The sequence below is a fragment of the Achromobacter pestifer genome, from assembly GCF_013267355.1.
Taxonomy (GTDB): Bacteria; Pseudomonadota; Gammaproteobacteria; order Burkholderiales; family Burkholderiaceae_B; genus Achromobacter; species Achromobacter pestifer_A.
In genome coordinates this window covers 1,465,874-1,482,190 of record NZ_CP053985.1, presented here as the reverse complement: position 1 = coordinate 1,482,190, position 16,317 = coordinate 1,465,874, and the positions used below count along the sequence as shown (strand labels likewise).

Genomic DNA, 16,317 nt, shown 5'->3' with positions numbered 1-16,317 from the left:
TCTCCTCCATGACCGCTTTGCGCACTGATTCCGCCACGCCCGACAACGGCCGATTTTCCGCTGCCGGGGCCGGCGCTGTCAGCGTGGGCCAGGCCTTCAAGCGCGCGCTGGTGTCCCAGTGCCATCCCTCCATGCTGTTCGCGCTGCTGCTGCCGTTCCTGATCGCGCTGGTGGGGGCGCTGTTGTTGCTGTACCTGTTCTGGACGCCGCTCAATGAATGGCTGGCGGCCGAGGCGGCGCGCTGGGACTTCGTCAACCGCGCGGAGGACTGGATGCTGGCGATGGGGCTGTTCTCGCTCAAGGTCTATATGGTGCCCATCATTGCCGTGGCCATCCTGCTGCCGGTATCGGGCATCCTGGGCCTGGCGATTGCCGCCGTTTTCGTGATGCCGCTGGTGCTGCGCCACGTCAGCCAGCGTGAATACGTGAGCGTCACACGGCAAGGCAAACATGCGACCGCGGTCAGCGTGTGGAACGCGATCTGGGTATCCCTGGTCTTTGCCGCGGGCTGGCTGCTGACGCTGCCGCTCTGGCTGGTGCCGCCGATGGCCATCGCGCTGTCGATCTTCTGGTGGGCCTTCGCGTTTTCGCGCATGATGCGCGTGGACGCCATCGTCGAACACGCCAGCCCCGCCGAACGCAAGCTCATCCTGGAACGCAACAACGGCGGCTTCTGGACCATCGGCTTGATCTGCTCGCTGCTGAACCTGTTGCCGCCGGCGTGGGTCATCCTGCCGGTGTTCTCGGCCCTGGTCTATGCCCACTATGGTCTGGAAGCGCTCAAGCGTTTGCGCGAGGACCGTGTCATCGATGTCTGACCGGCGTCATCCCTCTCAACTTCTGGAATCGGACATGGCCGCAGAATCCGCCGCCCGCCGTATCGGCCTCATCATCGTGGGGGACGAGATCCTCTCGGGCCGCCGTCAGGACAAGCATTTTTCCAAGATCGTCGAACTGCTGGCCGCGCGCGGCATGCAGCTGGGCTGGGCCGAGATCGTGCCCGACGACCGCGACACGCTCATCGCCACCTACAAGCGCAGTTTCGCCACCGGCGATGTGGTGTTTTCCTGTGGCGGCATCGGCGGCACGCCCGACGACCACACGCGCCAGGCCGCCGCTGCCGCGCTGGGCCTGCCGCTGGCGCTGCACCCCGAGGCCGAGCAGGCCATCGCGTTGCGCACGGCCGAGATGGCGGCCAAGGGGCAGGGCACGGCCGACATGAGCGCGCCGGAAAACCAGCAGCGGCTGCAGATGGGCGTGTTTCCGGAAGGCTGCGAGATCGTCCCGAATCCCTACAACCGCATCCCTGGCTTCTTCATCAAGGACCACACCTTCGTGCCGGGCTTTCCCGTCATGGCCTGGCCCATGCTGGAATGGACCTTGGATACGCGCTATCGTGCACTGCAGCATGTGCGTGCCCACGCGGAGCATTCCTTCCTGGTTTTCAGCATGCCCGAATCGCGCATCACCCCGGCCATGCAGACCGTGGAAACGCGCTGGCCGGGCGTGCGGGCGTTCAGCCTGCCCAGCGTGGGGGAGGCCGGCGGCACGCCCCATATCGACCTGGGCGTGAAGGGCGAACCGGCCGCCGCAGCGGAGGCTCTCGAGTACTTGAGGGCCGAGGTGCTGCGCCTGGGCGGCAAGCTGGCGCCGCCGCCGGCAGCGTGAAATCAGGGCCTCACTAGATGTGCGGCCCTTTTTTTGATACAAAAAGCGGTTGCCAAACGCGCCAGTAAATTTCACAATACGGGAAAGAACTGTTTGCTGCGATGCCGCAAGTCCGGTTCCCGAAGGTGGGGCCCTACAGGCGGCGCAGCTGTCCTCGCCCCCCTTTCCATGTCCCGTCTCCCCACTACCCGCAATGCCCTGGACGCAGAGACCGAAGGCGCCTCCGCCCATCCCATCGCCATCCAGGTGATCGAGCGCGCCATGCGCCTGCTCGACGCCCTGGCCGCGCAGCCGGATCCGGTAACGCTGAAAGAACTGTCCGCGACCACCGGCCTGCATGCATCGACCGCGCACCGCATTCTGAACGACTTGGTCGTGGGCCGCTACGTCGAACGCGTCGACAACGGCCTGTATCAGCTGGGCATGCGTCTGCTGGAGCTGGGATCGCTGGTCAAGGGGCGCCTGAACGTGCGCGAGGCCGCCATCTCCGCCATGCGTTCGCTGCACAAGCTGACCGGACAGACCATCAACCTGTCGGTCCAGCAGGGCGACGAGATCGTCTACATCGAACGTGCCTGGAGCGAGCGTTCCGGCATGCAGGTGGTCCGCGCCATCGGCGGCCGCGCGCCGCTGCACCTGACCTCCACCGGCAAACTGTTCCTGTCCACGGCCGATGCGCGCCAGGTCCGCGCCTACGCGCTGCGCACTGGCCTGGCCGGCCACACGCGCAACAGCCTGACCGACCTGGACCGCCTGGAGCGTGAACTGGCGCTGGTGCGGCGCCACGGCTATGCGCGGGACAACGAAGAACTGGAACTGGGCGTGCGCTGCATCGCCGCCGGCATTTTCGATGATACCGGCAAGCTGGTCGCCGGTCTGTCCATCTCTGCCCCCGCGGAGCGCCTGCAGGACGACTGGATCAAGGCGCTGGTCGACACCGCCGCCAGCATTTCCGAAGCGCTGGGCTACGAGCCCTCGGTGTCCGCCGGCTTCAACGGCCTGGGCATGGCCGCCGAGGCCCTGCGCCCGTAACCATAAGGTCGGCCTCCAAAAAGAAAAGCCCCTGACGGGGCTTTCCTCTTGCGTGCGCCATGCAGGCGCTTCCGCCGATTACTGCTGTTCGACGCCAGCCTTCTTGAACAGCTCGCCCCACTGCGGGACCTGCTGCTTGACCTTGGCTTCCAGAGCTTGCGGGTTGGCGTCGGACGTCAGCACCGTGGCGCCCAGCTGCTTCATGCGGTCCTGGAATTTGGGATCGGCCAAGCCGGCCTGCAGGCTCTTGACCAGCTTGTCGACGACGGGCTTGGGCGTGCCCTTCGGCACCCACATGCCATGCCAGATGCCCACTTCAAAACCCTTGTAGCCGGATTCGTCCATGGTCGGCAGGTTCGGCAGCGTGGGGACGCGCTTCAGGCTGGTGACGGCGTAGGCCTTCACCTTGCCGCTGTCGATCTGCTGGGTGGTGTTGGTGGTCTGGTCGCACATCAGGTCCACCTGCTTGCCCAGCAGGTCGTTCATGGCCGGCGCCGTGCCCTTGTAGGGGATGGTCAGCAGCTGCACGCCCAGCGCTTCGACCAGCATGGTGCCGCACAGATGGCTGGCGGCGCCGATGCCGGCGTTGGCCAGGGACACCTTGTCCTTGTTCTGTTTGACGTACTCGGCCAGTTCCTTGATGTTGTTCGGCGGGAAGTCCGAACGCGCAATGATGGTCATCGGCACGTCGACCACCAGGCCGATGGGCTCGAAGCTCTTGTAGGGGTCGTACCCCGGATTCTTGTACAGCGAGGGCGCCGTCGAGAAGCCGGCGTGCATCAGCAGGACGGAGTAGCCGTCGGGCTGGGCGCGGGCCACCTGGGTGGTGCCGATGGTGCCGCCGGCGCCGCCCTTGTTCTCGACCACGACCGTCTGGCCCAGGCTCGGCCGCATGGCTTCCGCGAGCGAACGCGCGACGTTGTCCGTCGGGCCGCCAGCGGCGAACGGCACCACCATATTGATGGGGCGATCCGGATATTCGGCTTGGGCGGCGCCGGCTGCGAGCATGGCGCTGGCCGCGAGCAAGGCCGAAAGCGTGCGGGGGATGAGGGTCATGAGGTCTCCAATTGCAGGGTTTGCTGCGATTTGTTGTTGCGCGCCGACTTGTGGGTTTATTTGTCTGTCATCAGCGTGAAAGCAGTTTAGAAAACAATTGATACGACGTCACTTCGGGTATTTCCTGAATCCTGGGAAACCTTTGTGCTGGATCAAACCCAGGCGAGGCTTGCACCATCAAAGTGCAATTCTTTGTTGCGTCGCACAAAAACTCCTTGACAAGGATTTTCCCCAGTCTAGAATGTCAATTGTGCAGTGCATCAAACGGGCCGGCGGTAGCTTGTAGTACCAGTTTCCGCGCACGTTTTTATAGTTCGTCGCAGACAACCATCCTTCTTTGCCGGACAGCCTCCGGCTACCCATGGAGCATCCTATGAGCGCTATCCCGCAACAAGTCCTGGACCGTCAAAAGGCCAGCATCAACACCATCGTGGCTGCCCAGACGGCCGTTTTCGCCGGCTTCGAAAAGCTGGTCGAACTGAACCTGAAGGTCGTTCGCGCCACCCTGGACGAAGTCGCCCAGAAGTCGCAGCAAGCCGCTGAAGTCAAGGACCCGCAGGAAGCCGCCGCTTTCGCCTCGGGCCTGCTGCAGCCGGGCGCCGAGAAGGCCATGGCCTACACCAAGCACGTGTACGACATCGTCGCCGGCGTGCAGACCAGCCTGGTCAAGCTGACCGAAGACCAGATCGCCGAAAGCCAGCAGCAACTGAGCGAAGCCGTCGACCAGTTCTCCAAGAACGCCCCGACCGGCTCCGAAAGCGCTGTTGCCCTGATCAAGTCCTCGCTGGCCACCGCGACCAGCGCCTACGATTCGATGACCAAGGCCGCCAAGCAGGCCGCCGAAGTCGCCGAGTCGAACCTGAATGCCGCCGCCAACGCGACCTTCAAGGCCGCCACGGATGCTGCCGATGCAGCGACCAAGGTTGCCAGCCGCAGCCGTCGCAGCGCCTAAGTTTTTGGCGCGCAGTGCTGCGCAAACCGTAGTTATGTAGTACTGTTGAGTGACAGAGCAGAGCTGGAATTAGGGCCACCCACCGGGTGGCCCCTTTTTTTTGCCTGCTTTTTAGCAGTATGGCCGGTGGATGCCGGCCGCGTTTGCGCTCAGCGCGCCACGGCGCGCACGCATTCGCCCACCAGGGCCGGGCCGCGATAGATCAGGCCGGTGTAGAGCTGCACCGCGTCGGCGCCCGCGTCCATCTTTTCGCGGGCCTGGCGGCCCGACATCACGCCGCCCACGCCGATGATCGCCAGGCTGCCGCCCAGCTTTTCCTTCAGGCGGCGGATGACCGCCAGCGACAATTCATGCACCGGGGCGCCTGACAGGCCGCCCGCTTCCTCGGCATGCGGCTGGCCGGCGACGGCGTCGCGCGAGAGCGTGGTGTTGGTGGCGATGACGCCGTCGATGCCATGGCGCGGCAGCGTTTCCGCGATGGAATCGATCTGCTCGTGCGTCAGGTCGGGAGCGATCTTCACCGCCATGGGTACGCGCCGCTGGTGCTTGTCTTCCAGCATGCGGCGCTTGTCCGCCAGTTGTGCCAGCAGGGCCGACAGTTCGTCGCCGCCTTGCAGCGCGCGCAGGTTCTTGGTGTTGGGCGAGGAAATGTTCACCGTCACGTAGTCGGCATGCGGATACACGCCTTCCAGTCCGATCAGGTAGTCGTCCGCGGCGCGCTCGATCGGCGTGTCCGCATTCTTGCCGATGTTCAGCCCCAGGATGCCGCCTTGCTTGCGCCAGGCGCTGCGCTGCACATTGGCCAGGAAGGCCTCCAGCCCCTGGTTGTTGAAGCCCAGCCGGTTGATCAGTGCATTGGCGCGCGGCAGCCGGAACATGCGCGGCTTGGGGTTGCCGGGCTGCGCGCGCGGGGTCACCGTGCCCACCTCGATGAAGCCGAATCCCAGGTTGCCCAGCGCGTCGATATAGGCGCCGTTCTTGTCCAGGCCCGCGGCCAGCCCGATCGGGTTGGCCAGCTGCAAGCCCATCAGCGTGCTCGGCGCCTTCGGCTGCGCGTGCATGAGCTTGCGCGTGGCGCCGCATTCATAGGCGCGCTGCAAGCCCGACAGGGTGACTTCGTGGGCGGTTTCCGCGTCCATGGCGAACAGCGCCGGGCGGGCCAGGGGATAGGCGTGGAAGAGAATAGACATGGGGCGGAATTGTAGAGCGAATTTTGCCGGCCCTGCGCCGCGCCAGGCGCTCCAAAGGAGGGGCGGATCAGGCGGGCGGCAAGGCGGGCTGCTCGCCCCACGCGCCGTCGACCAGGAACTGCGCCGGGTGGAAGCTGGATTTGTAGGACATCTTGCGGCTGTCGGCGATCCAGTAACCCAGGTACAGCCAGGGCAGGTTCAACGTGCGGCATTGCTCGATCTGCCACAGGATGCTGTAGGTGCCCAGGCTGCCGGCAATGTCGGGATCGTAGAAGGTGTAGACGGAGGACAGGCCGTCGTCCAGCACGTCGATGATGGACACCATGACCAGCTCGCCCGTCTCATCGCGGAACTCGACCAGGCGGGTGTTGACGCGGCTGGTGAGCAGGAATTGCGCATACTGCGTGCGGCTGTCCTCGTCCATGCCGCCGCCCGGATGGCGGCCCTGCTGGTAGCGCGTATAGAGCCGGTAGTGCTCGGGCGACCAGGCCAGCTCGGCCACGAACGACTGCAGGCCCTGGTGGTCGCGCCAGGCGCGGCGCTGGCTGCGGTTGGGCGCGAAGCCCGCGGTATCCACGCGCACCGGGATGCAGGCGTGGCAGTTGTCGCAATGGGGTCGGTAGGTGAACAGCCCGCTGCGCCGAAAGCCTTGTTCCACCAGTTGCGAATAGGTGCCCGCGTTGATCAGATGGCCGGGCGCGGCGACCTGCGACCGTGCCTGGCGACCCGGCAGATAGCTGCAAGGGTAGGGAGCGGTGGCGTAGAACTGCAGGGTGGAGAAGGGGAGTTCTTTGAGCTGGCTCATCGGAGGTCCCGCGATGCGGCGGCAGGCCCGCAAGGGGAGTGGCTACATATTAACGCCGAACCCCGGGCTCGATGCTGTGTCGGGATGCAAGCGGCCGGTGCTGTCCAGCGTGCCGCGCGCCCAGGCGATCGGGGGCAGCGCCGTGGTTGCGCGCACATGCTGCAGGAACGCGGCGCGCGGGATGGGGCGCGCGCCCAGACTGGCCAGGTGGCGGGTCTGCTGCTGGCAGTCGATGCGTTGCACGTCTTGCGCGGCGAGGTAGCGCACCACGTAGGCCAGCGCGATTTTCGATGCGTTGGGCGCGCGGGTGAACATGGATTCGCCAAAGAACATGCGGCCCAGGCTGATGCCGTAGAGGCCGCCGGCCAGTTCACCGTCGATCCAGGTTTCGATGCTGTGCACGTAGCCGGCCTCATGCCAGGCGCGATAGGCCTGCTGCATGGCGGAGGTGATCCAGGTGCCGGGCTGGCCGTCGCGCGGCGCGGCGCATTGCGCCATCACCTCGGCGAAAGCGGTATCCACGCGCACCTGCACGCGCGGCGCGGCGGCCAGCTCCTGGCTGGCAATCTGGCGCAGCAGCTTGCGCAGCGAATGCGAGGGCGCGAAGTCCTTCACGGCCAGCACCATGCGCGGATCGGGGCTCCACCACAGAATGGGCTCGCCCTCGGAGTACCAGGGGAATATGCCGTTGGAGTAGGCCTCGATCAGCCTGGATGTCGACAGGTCCGCGCCCGCCGCGAGCAGGCCGTCGGGATCCGCAAGCGCAAATTCCGCGGGCGGAAAAGGGGTGTCGACGGCTAGCCAGGGCAGTTTCAACGGTGCGATTCTAGGGTGTAGTGATGGGGGGGATACACGCCCTGCTTGCGGTCGTCGAAGTAATGGCGCAGCGTGGTCGCCACGGTGCGGAACGCCAGGTCGTCCCAGGGGATCTCGGATTCGTCGAAAAAGCGCGCCTCCAGGCTTTCGGGGCCGGGGTCGAGGTCGGCCGACAGCGCCTGGGCCAGGTAGAACACGTGCACCTGATCGATCTGGGGCAGGTCGATGATGGTGTATAGCTCGCCCAGCTTGATGCGTGCGCCGGATTCCTCCAGCGTTTCGCGGGCGGCGCCCTGCGCGGTGCTTTCGCCCAGTTCCATGAAGCCGGCGGGCAGGGTCCAGGTGTTGTAGCGCGGTTCGATCGCGCGCCGGCACAGCAGGACGCGGTTCTCCCAGACCGGCACGGTGCCGACCACCAGCCGCGGATTCTGGTAGTGGATCGCGCCGCAGTGATCGCAGATGTCGCGTTCGCGGTTGTCGCCTTCGGGAACCCGGCGGCTGATGGGCGAGCCGCATTGGCTGCAGAAATGCGAACGGCGCGGCGCGGGGAAGTATTCGAGGGGCGATTTTGCGGTCATGGGTACGATTCTAACGGCTGCGGCGGGGGCTGGCGCGCCGGCCCGGAACGGCCGGGGAGGGGGTGCCGAAGCGGCCCTCCAGATGTTCCACGAAGGATCGTACCTTGGGCGACAGGAAGCGCCGGTGCGGGTAGACGGCGTACATGGAGATCGGGGTGTGGGCGTAATCGGTCAGCAGCGCGACCAGGCGGTGGGCACGGATGTCGTCGCCCACCAGGAAATCGGGCTGCAGGATGATGCCGTGGCCGGCCAGCGCCGCCGTCCGCAGCACGTCGCCGTTGTTGGCCCGCAGGGCCGCGTTCACGCGCACCAGATGGGTCACGCCGTCCTTCTCGAAATGCCATTCATTGCCGGTGCTGGCGTAGGCGTAATGCAGGCAGCGGTGCTGCTTCAGTTCCTCGGGCGTCTGCGGCGTGCCGTGGCGTTGCAGGTAGCCGGGGGCGGCGCAGACCAGCAACTGCTGCGGCGCCAGCGGCCGCGCGACCAGCGAGGAATCCTGCAGCGGACCGATGCGCACCGCCACGTCGTAGCCGTCTTCCACCAGGTCCACCACGCGGTCGTTCAGGTCCAGATCGATGATCACGTCTGGATAGCGCTGCAGGTACTCGGCAATTGCCGGCCCCAGGTGCAGGATGCCGAACGACACCGGCGCGCTCACCCGCAGGCGGCCGCTGGGGCGCTGGCCCTCGGCCTGCAGCGACAGCTCCAGGTCGGCCACCTCGGCCAGGATGGGCCGCACGCGTTCGTAGAAGGCGCGTCCGGCGTCGGTCATGCTCAGCTTGCGCGTGGTGCGGTTCAGCAGGCGTACGCCGTACTTCTGTTCCAGATAGGCGATCTGGCGCGTGACCACGGAGCGGGCCTGGCCCATCTTGTCGGCCGCGGCCGCGAATGAGCCCAGTTCCACGACCTTGGCATAGGTCTGCATGGCGGTGTGCGTGTCCAAGATTGTTTCCTATCGGGGAACAATAATTTGCAATTCTGCATGTTTATCTTTGTTTTTGGAATCGCAAGAATAGCGCTCATCAAGAATCTTCCCGTCCTGGGCGATTCCCCTACCGCTCTAGGAGAGTGCAATGGTTGATACCCGTACCGCGCCCTATGCCGCGCTGTTGCTGCGCGTGGCGCTCGGCGTCATGTTCCTGGCCCATGGCCTGACCAAGCTGCTGGTGTTCACGCTGCCCGGCACCGCGCAGTTCTTCGCCAAGATCGGCTTCGCCGGCTGGCTGGCCTATCCGGTGACGTTTTTCGAGGTCGGCGCCGGCGTGCTGCTGATCCTGGGCGTCGTGCCGCGCTGGATCGCCGCCATCGCCGTGGTGCAGTTGTTCGTGGCGTCGACGGTGCATTTTCCCAATGGCTGGGGCTTCGGCAATGCCGGCGGCGGCTGGGAATATCCGATCTTCCTGACCGTGGCGGCTGCCGTGCTGGCGCTGTTGGGCGACGGCAAGTTCGCGCTGGTCAAGAGCGGCCGCGGCTGATCGCTGCGCGCACCAGTCTGTCTACCGCCGCGGACGTGGCCTGCAGGACGGCCGGCCCATAGAATGGCCCGGCCGTTTTCCATTTCCGGAGTTTCCATGTCCTTCCCGAAGTCCTACTTCAAGCGCGCCGCCGCCGCGGCCATGCTGGCCCTGGCCTTGTCTCCCGCCGCCCATGCCTCCGCCGAACAGGAAGCCGCCAACAAGGCGGCCGTGCTGGCCTTCTACGAGAAGGGCCTGAACCAGAAGGACGCGGACGCCGCCTTGAAGTACGTGGGCGACCGCTATGTGCAGCACAACCCGAACGCCGCGGACGGGCCCGAAGGCTTCCGCAAGTTCATCGCCTTCCTGCGCGACAAGTTTCCGCAGTCGCGCAGCGAGATCAAGCGCGTCTTCACCGACGGCGACTACGTGATCTTGCACGTGCATGCGGTGCGCCAGCCCGGCGACCGTGGCAGCGCCATCATCGACATCTTCCGCCTGGAGCAGGGCAAGATCGTGGAACACTGGGACGCGGTGCAGCCCATTCCCGAGCAGTCCGCCAATCCCAACGGCATGTTCTGAGGGCGCCGTTCAGGCGCGGGGATTCGCTTCGAAGCCCAATTCCCGCGCCACGTCCTTTTGCGCGATCAGCGCCAGGGGCGCGGCCGGGTAGATCCCGGGCAGGACAGCCGGGATTGCGCTGCCGGGGGCAAGGTCTGCCAGCGCATCGAGCAGCGGTGCGCCTTGCGCCGTGACCATCTTCTCCAGCAGCGGCTGCAGATCGCGGTCGAGCACGATGCCCGCGCCCAAGGGCGTCATCGCATACAGTTGTCCCGCGTCGTCCAGCCTCCACCCGTCGACCGAATCGACCGTCACGTTCGTGTGCGTGAGCAGCCCGCTGCTGTCGTCGTTCAAGCGCAGCACGTAGGGCGCGGCGTCCAGGCGCAGGAACACGCGTTGGGGACCATTCTGGAAAAACCAGCGGCCGGCCTCGTCGTGTTCGTAGTTGCGGCTGATGAATTCCAGGATCTGCGTATTGGTGATGGACTCGCCCGGACCGCCGGCGGCCGCCTGGCCTTGCGGGTGCAGACGCCAGCGGCCGCGCGCGTCCAGCGACAGCCAGCCGTAAACCGCCGGCACGTCGGGCCAGCGGGCCAGCGCGTCCTTCACCGATTGATCCATGTTCAGGGCCGGATGATGATGGGAGGAGGGTTGATGATGATGGCGGGCGCCGGCATCGCAGGCACCACCACCGGCTGCGGCATGTAGCCATGGCGGTAGTCGTCCCGGCACTTGCGCTTTTCCTGGTAGTCGCCGTTGCGCTTCCATTTGCGCTCGACCTTACAGGCGCCGTCCCAGTATTGCTCTTTATACTCGCGGCCGTGGCGGTGGCGGTGCTTGTCCGAGTCCGCCTGCGCCGCAAGCGGGGCCAGCGTGAGCAATGCCGCCGTGGACAGCGTCAGCAGCGCGGAGGAAGAGCGGGCTCGGGAGTTCGGAAGCGTGCGCATGGGATCGTCGTCAGTTGCAAACGGCGTCACCTTAGCAATCATTTGATTGCCGGCGCGTAGTGATGCGTAACGAGATGCTGGGGAAAAGCCGCAATCGTACCTGACGTCAATTGCCCAGGCGGGAGGGTGGCCGCCGCGACGGTCTCGCGCGAGGGGTGAGTGAACGCCGTTGTTTTATTTTACGAGGGGCCAGAAGCAGCGTAAAACTTGAGCCTTCACTTCTAACTGGCGAGTTCCAAACATGAAGATCGCTATTCTGGATGACTGGTTCGACACCCTGCGCCGCCTGCCTTGTTATGCCCTGCTGCGCGATCACGAGGTCACCGTTTGGACGGATCACGTCGAAGATGTCGACGTGCTCGCGCAACGCCTCGCCGATACGGAAGTACTGGTCCTGATCCGCGAGCGCACCACCATACGCCGCGAACTGATCGAACGGTTGCCCAAGCTGCGCCTGATCAGCCAGCGCAGCGTCTATCCGCACATAGATATCGCTGCATGCACCGACCATGGAGTCCTTGTGTGCTCCGATCTGCATGCGGATACGCCTTCGTATGCTGCTGCCGAGTTGACCTGGGCGCTGGTGCTGGCCGCCATGCGCCAACTGCCGCAACAGGTGGAGTCCATGCGTCAGGGCCATTGGCAATGCGGCGTGGGCCACACCGTCCGAGGCAAGACCATGGGAATCTTTGGCTATGGGCGCATTGGCAGCGTCGTTGCGGGCTACGCGCGGGCGTTCGGCATGCGGGTGCTGGTCTGGGCTCGTCCCGAATCGCTGCAGCGCGCGCGTGACGACGGCTACGACATTGCGGCGTCCAAGACGGAGTTCTTCTCCTCTTGTGACGTGCTGTCGCTGCACATGCGCCTGGTCCCCGCCACCAAGGGGATCGTCACGGCGGCGGATCTCGCGGGCATGAAGGACGGTTCGCTGCTGGTGAACACCAGCCGCGCGGGGCTTATCGAACCCGGCGCCCTGGCGCCTGCGCTGCAGGCCAAACGTCCGGCCATGGCGGCGCTGGACGTGTTCGAGCAAGAGCCGTTGACCGATACCGCGGACCCGCTCTTGCGTATGCCCAACGTTCTATGCACACCCCATATAGGCTACGTGACCTACGAAGAATGGGATCTGCAGTTCAAGGACGTGTTCAACCAGATTCTCGCTTTTGCGGCCGGGAAACCAGTAAATATGGTGAATCCGCAGGTGGTGTCCGCATGAACGAATCCCTGGAACGCCAGGCTTCGTTGGCTGCCAGCGGGGCCGAATGGTCCGCAGTGCGACGATCCAGTGCGGCGATCAAAGGGCCGGAAAAACAAAAAACCCGCAGATTTTCATCTGCGGGTTTTGAGAAATCGCTGGAGGCGCAAGCCGGAATCGAACCGACGTACACGGATTTGCAATCCGCTGCATAACCACTCTGCCATTGCGCCAGCACTTGCAAGAAAAAAGGAAGCGCGGTGTTGGCCGTTGCTTCCTTTTTGTATTTGGAGCGGGAGACGAGTCTCGAACTCGCGACCTCAACCTTGGCAAGGTTGCGCTCTACCAACTGAGCTACTCCCGCGGGGGTACTGCGTTTTGGTGTGACTTCTGACTTGGTTTTCAGAAGGCCGTGTCCACCAAAGACAGCGATTATACACAGAATTTAGGGCTTGTGTAGCCTGGCAAGGCGGGGAGGTGAAAAAGTCCCCGCTTGCCGGGCTATGCGGGCCGTCAGGCTGTGTCGCCGGGGGCGGGCGTGGCGGCCGCGGAGTCAGGCGCGGAATCAGGCGCGGGCGCAGCAGTAGGCGCCTCGGCCGGCGACGAGGCCGGCGCGGCGGCGTTCTTCGCGGGACGAGCCTTGCCGGCCGGCCGGCGCGAAGCCTGGCGGCGCGCATAGGCGGCTTGCTCCGCCGTCACCGTGCCCGCAGGCTGGCCTTGCAGGTCGACGCGGGTGGCGTCAGCGACCATGCTGCCCCAGTAGCGGCTGCCCTTGCACCAAGTGGCGATGGCCTGCTTGAGCTGCTCTTCCGTCATGCCCAGCTTTTCGAGATGCTGGGCCGCGTCGGCCAGGATGCCCTGCTTGAGCGGCAGCTTCGGCGCGGGATTCTTTGGGAAAGCCTGCGGGAAGTGCTTCTGCAGGCGCCAGATGGCCTCGACCACGGGGTCGACGGGCTCGCGCTTTTGCTGCGGGCGGGCAGCAGCCTTCGCTTGACCAGATTCGCGCTTTTGCTGCGGCCGCGCCGTAGCCTTCGCTTCATCAGGCTCCCGCTTCTTTGTCCGGCCTGCCGCCTTCGGTTGGACCGGCACCGCCTTTTGAGCCTGTGCCCGCAGCTGCTCGCGCAGGTCGGCAAGTTTTTCAAAACCCATTGTTATTTCCAACACCTCAGATTTGTTCAGGCTGAAGGTTACCGCAAGTGTGCGAATGCAGCACTGTCGAGGGGCACATGTGTGGCGTTGGCGCCATGGCCGCCGGCGGCGCCTTGGACTGATTTGCGGGGAATCAGCCCCCGGCGAGCGGGCAGGCTGGCTGGCCGGGAACTTGTATTGCGCGGCCTTTCAGCAGAATGGGCGTGCCCGGATAGACGTTGAATGGATCCACGGGCCGGCCATCGACGACGGCGTCCTTGACCTGATAGCGCACGTTGCCCGACGCGGCGAGCCAGGCGCCTTCCGCTACGCAGCGCAGCGACAGCTCTGAAGTTTCGCTTGGCGGCAGCAGCCTGACCAGGGTGCTGAACGCCAGGGTGACGACCACGTTGCCGGAGGTGCCTTGTCCCGCCCGATCCAGCAGGTTGACGACCGGCTTGATGTCCAGCCGGTAGATCTGTTCCTGCTCCACCTGCGCCAGAGGCTTGAGGGTGATGGTCTTGCTTTGTCCGGGCGCGAGCGATAGTTTGAACGGATAGACGTAGAGCGCAGGCTGCTCCGTTTGCGCGACAGGCTCCAGGCGCTCCGGTTCAGTCTCGACGCCAGGGTTGAGCAGGCGCGACAGGGTAATGGACACGTACTCCGCGCGATCGCCTTGGTTGACGATATGGACCGAGGCCGGCTTGCCTTGCACGACCGCGAGCTTGGGCGTCACGTCGATATGTGCGGAGGCTGGCGCGGCAAGCCAGGACGCAAGAAGCAACAGCAGGCAATCGAAGGGTTTCATCCGCATCTCCGTGAAGTCCGGCCGCGCACAGCACCTCAAGGGATCCGGGCAGTCGGTTCAAAGACCAGCGACAGCTCGCCGACATAGCTGCCTGCGGTCTCCTTGAAGTTGCCTTCCGGCGGGTAGGCCGAAATCGCCAGCCCGTAGTAGCCGATGGAGTCCTCGCCCGCAACCGGCGCAAACGGATTCAGGAATTTCACGTCCTGGCCGACGTCCAGGGTTTTCTGCTCCCCGTCTTCCGCTGCCAGGGAAACCTTGGGCTGACGGAAGACCTGGGCCGCGTTGGCCGTGTTGCGGATTTCCAGCGGCCGCTCCATGCGTACCTGAAACGCGCCGCTCGAGGACACGATGCGCAAGCGTGCCCGCGTCTCATACGGCGATTTCCAACCGCGCAACTGTTGCATGGCCAAACCCTGGTCGAACCAGCCACCCTTGTCGTCCGTGACCAGCAGCCTGTTGGAGGCCTTGACCGTGGCGCGGATCGTGCTCGTGGTATCGCCGGTCAGGACGATATCCACGGCGGAGGCTGCGGCAGGGAGCATTCCCAGGACCAGCATCAGGCAGGCGCGGACCGAAATTCTGTTCATGTGACGGTTCTCATGGGATTCAAGGCTGATCGTGCACGGCGATTTGATAGATCAGCACGCCGTACGCCATATTGATGATCAAGGGAGCGCTGCCATCGGCCTCGCCGTCTTTCAGAATCACCCGCTCCCTGGGCCGGAAGGTGATACGCCAGACTTGCGTGCGGGCAGGTGTAGTCAAGACACGCACGCTCATCCGGTACTGTTGTCCGGGCGCCAGGATCAGGCGGTTGGGGGTGACCAGCAAGCCGGGTTGTTCGGTCTCGCCCACGGGCACCAGCACTTCGGGCGTCGATCCGGGATTGAGCAGCAGCTGCTGCTCCACATCCAGATAGAGCGGGCTGTCGCCGCGGTTTTCCGCCAGCAGTTCGCCCGGCGCTCGACCGGGCTCCAGGCGCAGTTCCGCCCTCGGCAGGTGCAGGATGCCGGCCCCCTGGCTGTGCTGGGGCCAGGGCAGGGCGAGTGCGGCGACGACAAACGCGGTGTGGCGGGCGAATTGCCGGGGAAGGGCATGACGGCGCATGGTATGAACTAAGGCCGCGCGACGACCGTGAAGGTGAGCACGTCGCTGTAGTCGCCCTCTTTCGCTGCCTTCGGCGTGTCGGCCGTGAACGTGGGGAAGAAGCAATCGCGTCCGTTGTTGCCTAAGGCGGAAACTGCATTGCTTGTGTTGGGCAGCGCGACTTCGGTATTGGTCGTCGCGTCTTGCAGTACGACCCGGTATGGCACCGTGTCGGCAGGCGAGGTCAGGTGCCTGAGTTGGTATGAACCGTTACCTGACAGGCCATTCTGGTTGGTGGCGTTGATGGCGTAGCGCAATCCTGTCCATTTGAGGTTGTCATAAGTGAAGCACAGTTGGTCGCCGACGCCATGAAAAGGCGTTCTCGTTGCAGTCCCCTGTGGCAGCTCTCCCAAGTCCCAATCGGGCGCCGACATGGTGATCTTTGCATCTACGGGCGGTGGCGGAATTTCGGGCTCGGTGATCACATTGCAGTTGCCCGAAGAATTGTTCACGCCGATATAGGCCAGGCCGGTGATTTCGGCGTAAATGTTGACCTGCGAGACGTTTCCGGCTCTTACCCCTATTGCAGGCCACTGCGTCAGAAATTTGTTGTCAATATTGACTAATACCCGCACGGTTTGGGCGTTCGTCACGTGCCAGGACGCAAAGGGGCGCCCCATGGTTACGTTGTAGAACACGCCGAAGCTGCGGTTGCTTGACATTCCCGTGTGCCGCGTGCCGTCCATGTAGACGTCGCGGGCGAGGATGTCGCTATTTTGCAGATTGCCATTCTTGTCATAGGTGTAGACCAAAACTCCCCGGGATCTGAATGGCCGGTTGCCAAGGTGACCCCAAGCGCTCTTGTAGCTGATGGTCACGCCCACTGTACTGGTGCCGTTGCCATTGTCCTGATAAGTGCAATTGCTATAGCCATTGCTCATGTTGCTGTATTCGAGGTTGGCGCCCCAGGCGTTTTCGTTCGCCGAGGCGTCCCCGTTCGTCAGTATTGCGCTGAGCGCCAGAACAGCGGGCATGAGTCCT

Annotated in this window: 20 protein-coding genes and 2 tRNA genes; 7 read left to right on the top strand and 15 right to left on the bottom strand. The window is 64.6% G+C overall.

What is annotated here, in order from left to right:
* The first annotated feature begins 8 nt into the window (after window positions 1-8).
* The 3 genes from FOC84_RS07315 to FOC84_RS07305 all read left to right on the top strand — a co-directional run bounded on the left by FOC84_RS07315 (window position 9) and on the right by FOC84_RS07305 (window position 2,700).
* A complete protein-coding gene (locus FOC84_RS07315; RefSeq protein WP_173143839.1) occupies window positions 9-818 on the top strand; it encodes an EI24 domain-containing protein in 810 nt (269 codons plus the stop codon).
* 34 nt (window positions 819-852) lie between these two features.
* Window positions 853-1,668, top strand: a complete 816-nt coding sequence (locus FOC84_RS07310) for a competence/damage-inducible protein A (protein WP_173143838.1) — start codon at window positions 853-855, stop codon at window positions 1,666-1,668.
* A gap of 168 nt (window positions 1,669-1,836) precedes the next feature.
* The gene (locus tag FOC84_RS07305; protein ID WP_173143837.1) at window positions 1,837-2,700 is read left to right on the top strand and encodes an IclR family transcriptional regulator; all 864 of its coding nucleotides are present in this window, start codon (window positions 1,837-1,839) and stop codon (window positions 2,698-2,700) included.
* 78 nt (window positions 2,701-2,778) lie between these two features.
* Here the strand turns inward: FOC84_RS07305 and FOC84_RS07300 are convergent, their stop codons facing one another.
* Entirely contained in the window at window positions 2,779-3,756 is a 978-nt protein-coding gene (locus tag FOC84_RS07300; protein WP_173143836.1) for a tripartite tricarboxylate transporter substrate binding protein BugD, read from the bottom strand.
* Window positions 3,757-4,129: 373 nt separating this feature from the next.
* On the opposite strand from FOC84_RS07300, the gene phaP reads away from it, so the two are divergent.
* Window positions 4,130-4,708 carry a TIGR01841 family phasin gene (gene phaP, locus FOC84_RS07295; protein WP_173143835.1) on the top strand — a complete coding sequence of 193 codons (579 nt, stop codon included), beginning with the start codon at window positions 4,130-4,132 and terminating at the stop codon, window positions 4,706-4,708.
* Between the two features lie 149 nt (window positions 4,709-4,857).
* Here the strand turns inward: phaP and FOC84_RS07290 are convergent, their stop codons facing one another.
* From FOC84_RS07290 to FOC84_RS07270, 5 genes are all read right to left on the bottom strand, one after another.
* Window positions 4,858-5,898 carry a quinone-dependent dihydroorotate dehydrogenase gene (locus FOC84_RS07290; protein ID WP_173143834.1) on the bottom strand — a complete coding sequence of 347 codons (1,041 nt, stop codon included), beginning with the start codon at window positions 5,896-5,898 and terminating at the stop codon, window positions 4,858-4,860.
* 67 nt (window positions 5,899-5,965) lie between these two features.
* Window positions 5,966-6,703: an arginyltransferase gene (locus FOC84_RS07285; RefSeq protein ID WP_173143833.1), complete on the bottom strand. Its 738-nt coding sequence runs from the start codon at window positions 6,701-6,703 to the stop codon at window positions 5,966-5,968.
* Window positions 6,704-6,745: 42 nt separating this feature from the next.
* Window positions 6,746-7,519, bottom strand: coding sequence for a leucyl/phenylalanyl-tRNA--protein transferase (gene aat, locus FOC84_RS07280; protein WP_173143832.1), 774 nt, complete (start codon window positions 7,517-7,519; stop codon window positions 6,746-6,748).
* Window positions 7,516-8,097 (bottom strand): NUDIX hydrolase, encoded by a 582-nt coding sequence (locus FOC84_RS07275; RefSeq protein ID WP_088138415.1) that lies wholly within the window; start codon window positions 8,095-8,097, stop codon window positions 7,516-7,518. Before FOC84_RS07275 ends, aat begins: the two co-directional genes overlap by 4 nt.
* Before the next feature lie 10 nt (window positions 8,098-8,107).
* Window positions 8,108-9,040: a LysR family transcriptional regulator gene (locus tag FOC84_RS07270; protein ID WP_173143831.1), complete on the bottom strand. Its 933-nt coding sequence runs from the start codon at window positions 9,038-9,040 to the stop codon at window positions 8,108-8,110.
* A 130-nt stretch (window positions 9,041-9,170) separates the two neighbouring features.
* On the opposite strand from FOC84_RS07270, the gene FOC84_RS07265 reads away from it, so the two are divergent.
* Together FOC84_RS07265 and FOC84_RS07260 are read left to right on the top strand one after the other, a co-directional pair.
* Complete coding sequence (locus FOC84_RS07265) at window positions 9,171-9,572, top strand: DoxX family protein (protein WP_173143830.1); 402 nt, start codon at window positions 9,171-9,173, stop codon at window positions 9,570-9,572.
* Between the two features lie 96 nt (window positions 9,573-9,668).
* Window positions 9,669-10,133 carry a nuclear transport factor 2 family protein gene (locus FOC84_RS07260; RefSeq protein ID WP_173143829.1) on the top strand — a complete coding sequence of 155 codons (465 nt, stop codon included), beginning with the start codon at window positions 9,669-9,671 and terminating at the stop codon, window positions 10,131-10,133.
* 9 nt (window positions 10,134-10,142) lie between these two features.
* Here the strand turns inward: FOC84_RS07260 and FOC84_RS07255 are convergent, their stop codons facing one another.
* Together FOC84_RS07255 and FOC84_RS07250 are read right to left on the bottom strand one after the other, a co-directional pair.
* Window positions 10,143-10,733, bottom strand: a complete 591-nt coding sequence (locus FOC84_RS07255; RefSeq protein ID WP_173143828.1) for a DUF2946 family protein — start codon at window positions 10,731-10,733, stop codon at window positions 10,143-10,145.
* Window positions 10,734-10,735: 2 nt separating this feature from the next.
* Window positions 10,736-11,059 (bottom strand): hypothetical protein, encoded by a 324-nt coding sequence (locus FOC84_RS07250; protein WP_173143827.1) that lies wholly within the window; start codon window positions 11,057-11,059, stop codon window positions 10,736-10,738.
* Between the two features lie 241 nt (window positions 11,060-11,300).
* Here FOC84_RS07250 and FOC84_RS07245 point away from each other — a divergent pair, with 241 nt between their 5' ends.
* On the top strand, window positions 11,301-12,275 hold the full coding sequence (locus FOC84_RS07245) for a D-2-hydroxyacid dehydrogenase family protein (RefSeq protein WP_173143826.1): 975 nt from the start codon (window positions 11,301-11,303) through the stop codon (window positions 12,273-12,275).
* A 138-nt stretch (window positions 12,276-12,413) separates the two neighbouring features.
* On the opposite strand, the gene FOC84_RS07240 is transcribed toward FOC84_RS07245, so the two are convergent.
* The 7 genes from FOC84_RS07240 to FOC84_RS07210 all read right to left on the bottom strand — a co-directional run bounded on the left by FOC84_RS07240 (window position 12,414) and on the right by FOC84_RS07210 (window position 16,310).
* Window positions 12,414-12,487 (bottom strand) — tRNA-Cys (locus FOC84_RS07240).
* Between the two features lie 55 nt (window positions 12,488-12,542).
* A tRNA-Gly gene (locus FOC84_RS07235) sits at window positions 12,543-12,618 on the bottom strand.
* Window positions 12,619-12,767: 149 nt separating this feature from the next.
* Window positions 12,768-13,403: a ProQ/FinO family protein gene (locus tag FOC84_RS07230; protein WP_173143825.1), complete on the bottom strand. Its 636-nt coding sequence runs from the start codon at window positions 13,401-13,403 to the stop codon at window positions 12,768-12,770.
* 133 nt (window positions 13,404-13,536) lie between these two features.
* The gene (locus FOC84_RS07225; protein WP_173143824.1) at window positions 13,537-14,190 is read right to left on the bottom strand and encodes a hypothetical protein; all 654 of its coding nucleotides are present in this window, start codon (window positions 14,188-14,190) and stop codon (window positions 13,537-13,539) included.
* A gap of 35 nt (window positions 14,191-14,225) precedes the next feature.
* Window positions 14,226-14,777: a hypothetical protein gene (locus FOC84_RS07220; RefSeq protein WP_173143823.1), complete on the bottom strand. Its 552-nt coding sequence runs from the start codon at window positions 14,775-14,777 to the stop codon at window positions 14,226-14,228.
* A gap of 19 nt (window positions 14,778-14,796) precedes the next feature.
* Window positions 14,797-15,297 carry a hypothetical protein gene (locus tag FOC84_RS07215; protein ID WP_173143822.1) on the bottom strand — a complete coding sequence of 167 codons (501 nt, stop codon included), beginning with the start codon at window positions 15,295-15,297 and terminating at the stop codon, window positions 14,797-14,799.
* Window positions 15,298-15,305: 8 nt separating this feature from the next.
* Complete coding sequence (locus FOC84_RS07210) at window positions 15,306-16,310, bottom strand: hypothetical protein (protein ID WP_173143821.1); 1,005 nt, start codon at window positions 16,308-16,310, stop codon at window positions 15,306-15,308.
* Window positions 16,311-16,317 lie beyond the last annotated feature (7 nt).

Bases quoted from the DNA above. Each gene is read 5' to 3' on its own strand.
- phaP (WP_173143835.1), top strand. From the start codon at position 4,130: ATGAGCGCTATCCCGCAACAAGTCCTGGACCGTCAAAAGGCCAGCATC.
- FOC84_RS07245 (WP_173143826.1), top strand. From the start codon at position 11,301: ATGAAGATCGCTATTCTGGATGACTGGTTCGACACCCTGCGCCGCCTG.
- FOC84_RS07220 (WP_173143823.1), bottom strand. From the start codon at position 14,777: ATGAACAGAATTTCGGTCCGCGCCTGCCTGATGCTGGTCCTGGGAATG.
- FOC84_RS07265 (WP_173143830.1), top strand. From the start codon at position 9,171: ATGGTTGATACCCGTACCGCGCCCTATGCCGCGCTGTTGCTGCGCGTG.
- FOC84_RS07215 (WP_173143822.1), bottom strand. From the start codon at position 15,297: ATGCGCCGTCATGCCCTTCCCCGGCAATTCGCCCGCCACACCGCGTTT.
- FOC84_RS07250 (WP_173143827.1), bottom strand. From the start codon at position 11,059: ATGCGCACGCTTCCGAACTCCCGAGCCCGCTCTTCCTCCGCGCTGCTG.
- FOC84_RS07315 (WP_173143839.1), top strand. From the start codon at position 9: ATGACCGCTTTGCGCACTGATTCCGCCACGCCCGACAACGGCCGATTT.
- FOC84_RS07210 (WP_173143821.1), bottom strand. From the start codon at position 16,310: ATGCCCGCTGTTCTGGCGCTCAGCGCAATACTGACGAACGGGGACGCC.
- FOC84_RS07305 (WP_173143837.1), top strand. From the start codon at position 1,837: ATGTCCCGTCTCCCCACTACCCGCAATGCCCTGGACGCAGAGACCGAA.
- FOC84_RS07225 (WP_173143824.1), bottom strand. From the start codon at position 14,190: ATGAAACCCTTCGATTGCCTGCTGTTGCTTCTTGCGTCCTGGCTTGCC.
- FOC84_RS07260 (WP_173143829.1), top strand. From the start codon at position 9,669: ATGTCCTTCCCGAAGTCCTACTTCAAGCGCGCCGCCGCCGCGGCCATG.
- FOC84_RS07230 (WP_173143825.1), bottom strand. From the start codon at position 13,403: ATGGGTTTTGAAAAACTTGCCGACCTGCGCGAGCAGCTGCGGGCACAG.
- FOC84_RS07255 (WP_173143828.1), bottom strand. From the start codon at position 10,733: ATGGATCAATCGGTGAAGGACGCGCTGGCCCGCTGGCCCGACGTGCCG.
- FOC84_RS07275 (WP_088138415.1), bottom strand. From the start codon at position 8,097: ATGACCGCAAAATCGCCCCTCGAATACTTCCCCGCGCCGCGCCGTTCG.
- FOC84_RS07290 (WP_173143834.1), bottom strand. From the start codon at position 5,898: ATGTCTATTCTCTTCCACGCCTATCCCCTGGCCCGCCCGGCGCTGTTC.
- FOC84_RS07300 (WP_173143836.1), bottom strand. From the start codon at position 3,756: ATGACCCTCATCCCCCGCACGCTTTCGGCCTTGCTCGCGGCCAGCGCC.
- FOC84_RS07285 (WP_173143833.1), bottom strand. From the start codon at position 6,703: ATGAGCCAGCTCAAAGAACTCCCCTTCTCCACCCTGCAGTTCTACGCC.
- FOC84_RS07310 (WP_173143838.1), top strand. From the start codon at position 853: ATGGCCGCAGAATCCGCCGCCCGCCGTATCGGCCTCATCATCGTGGGG.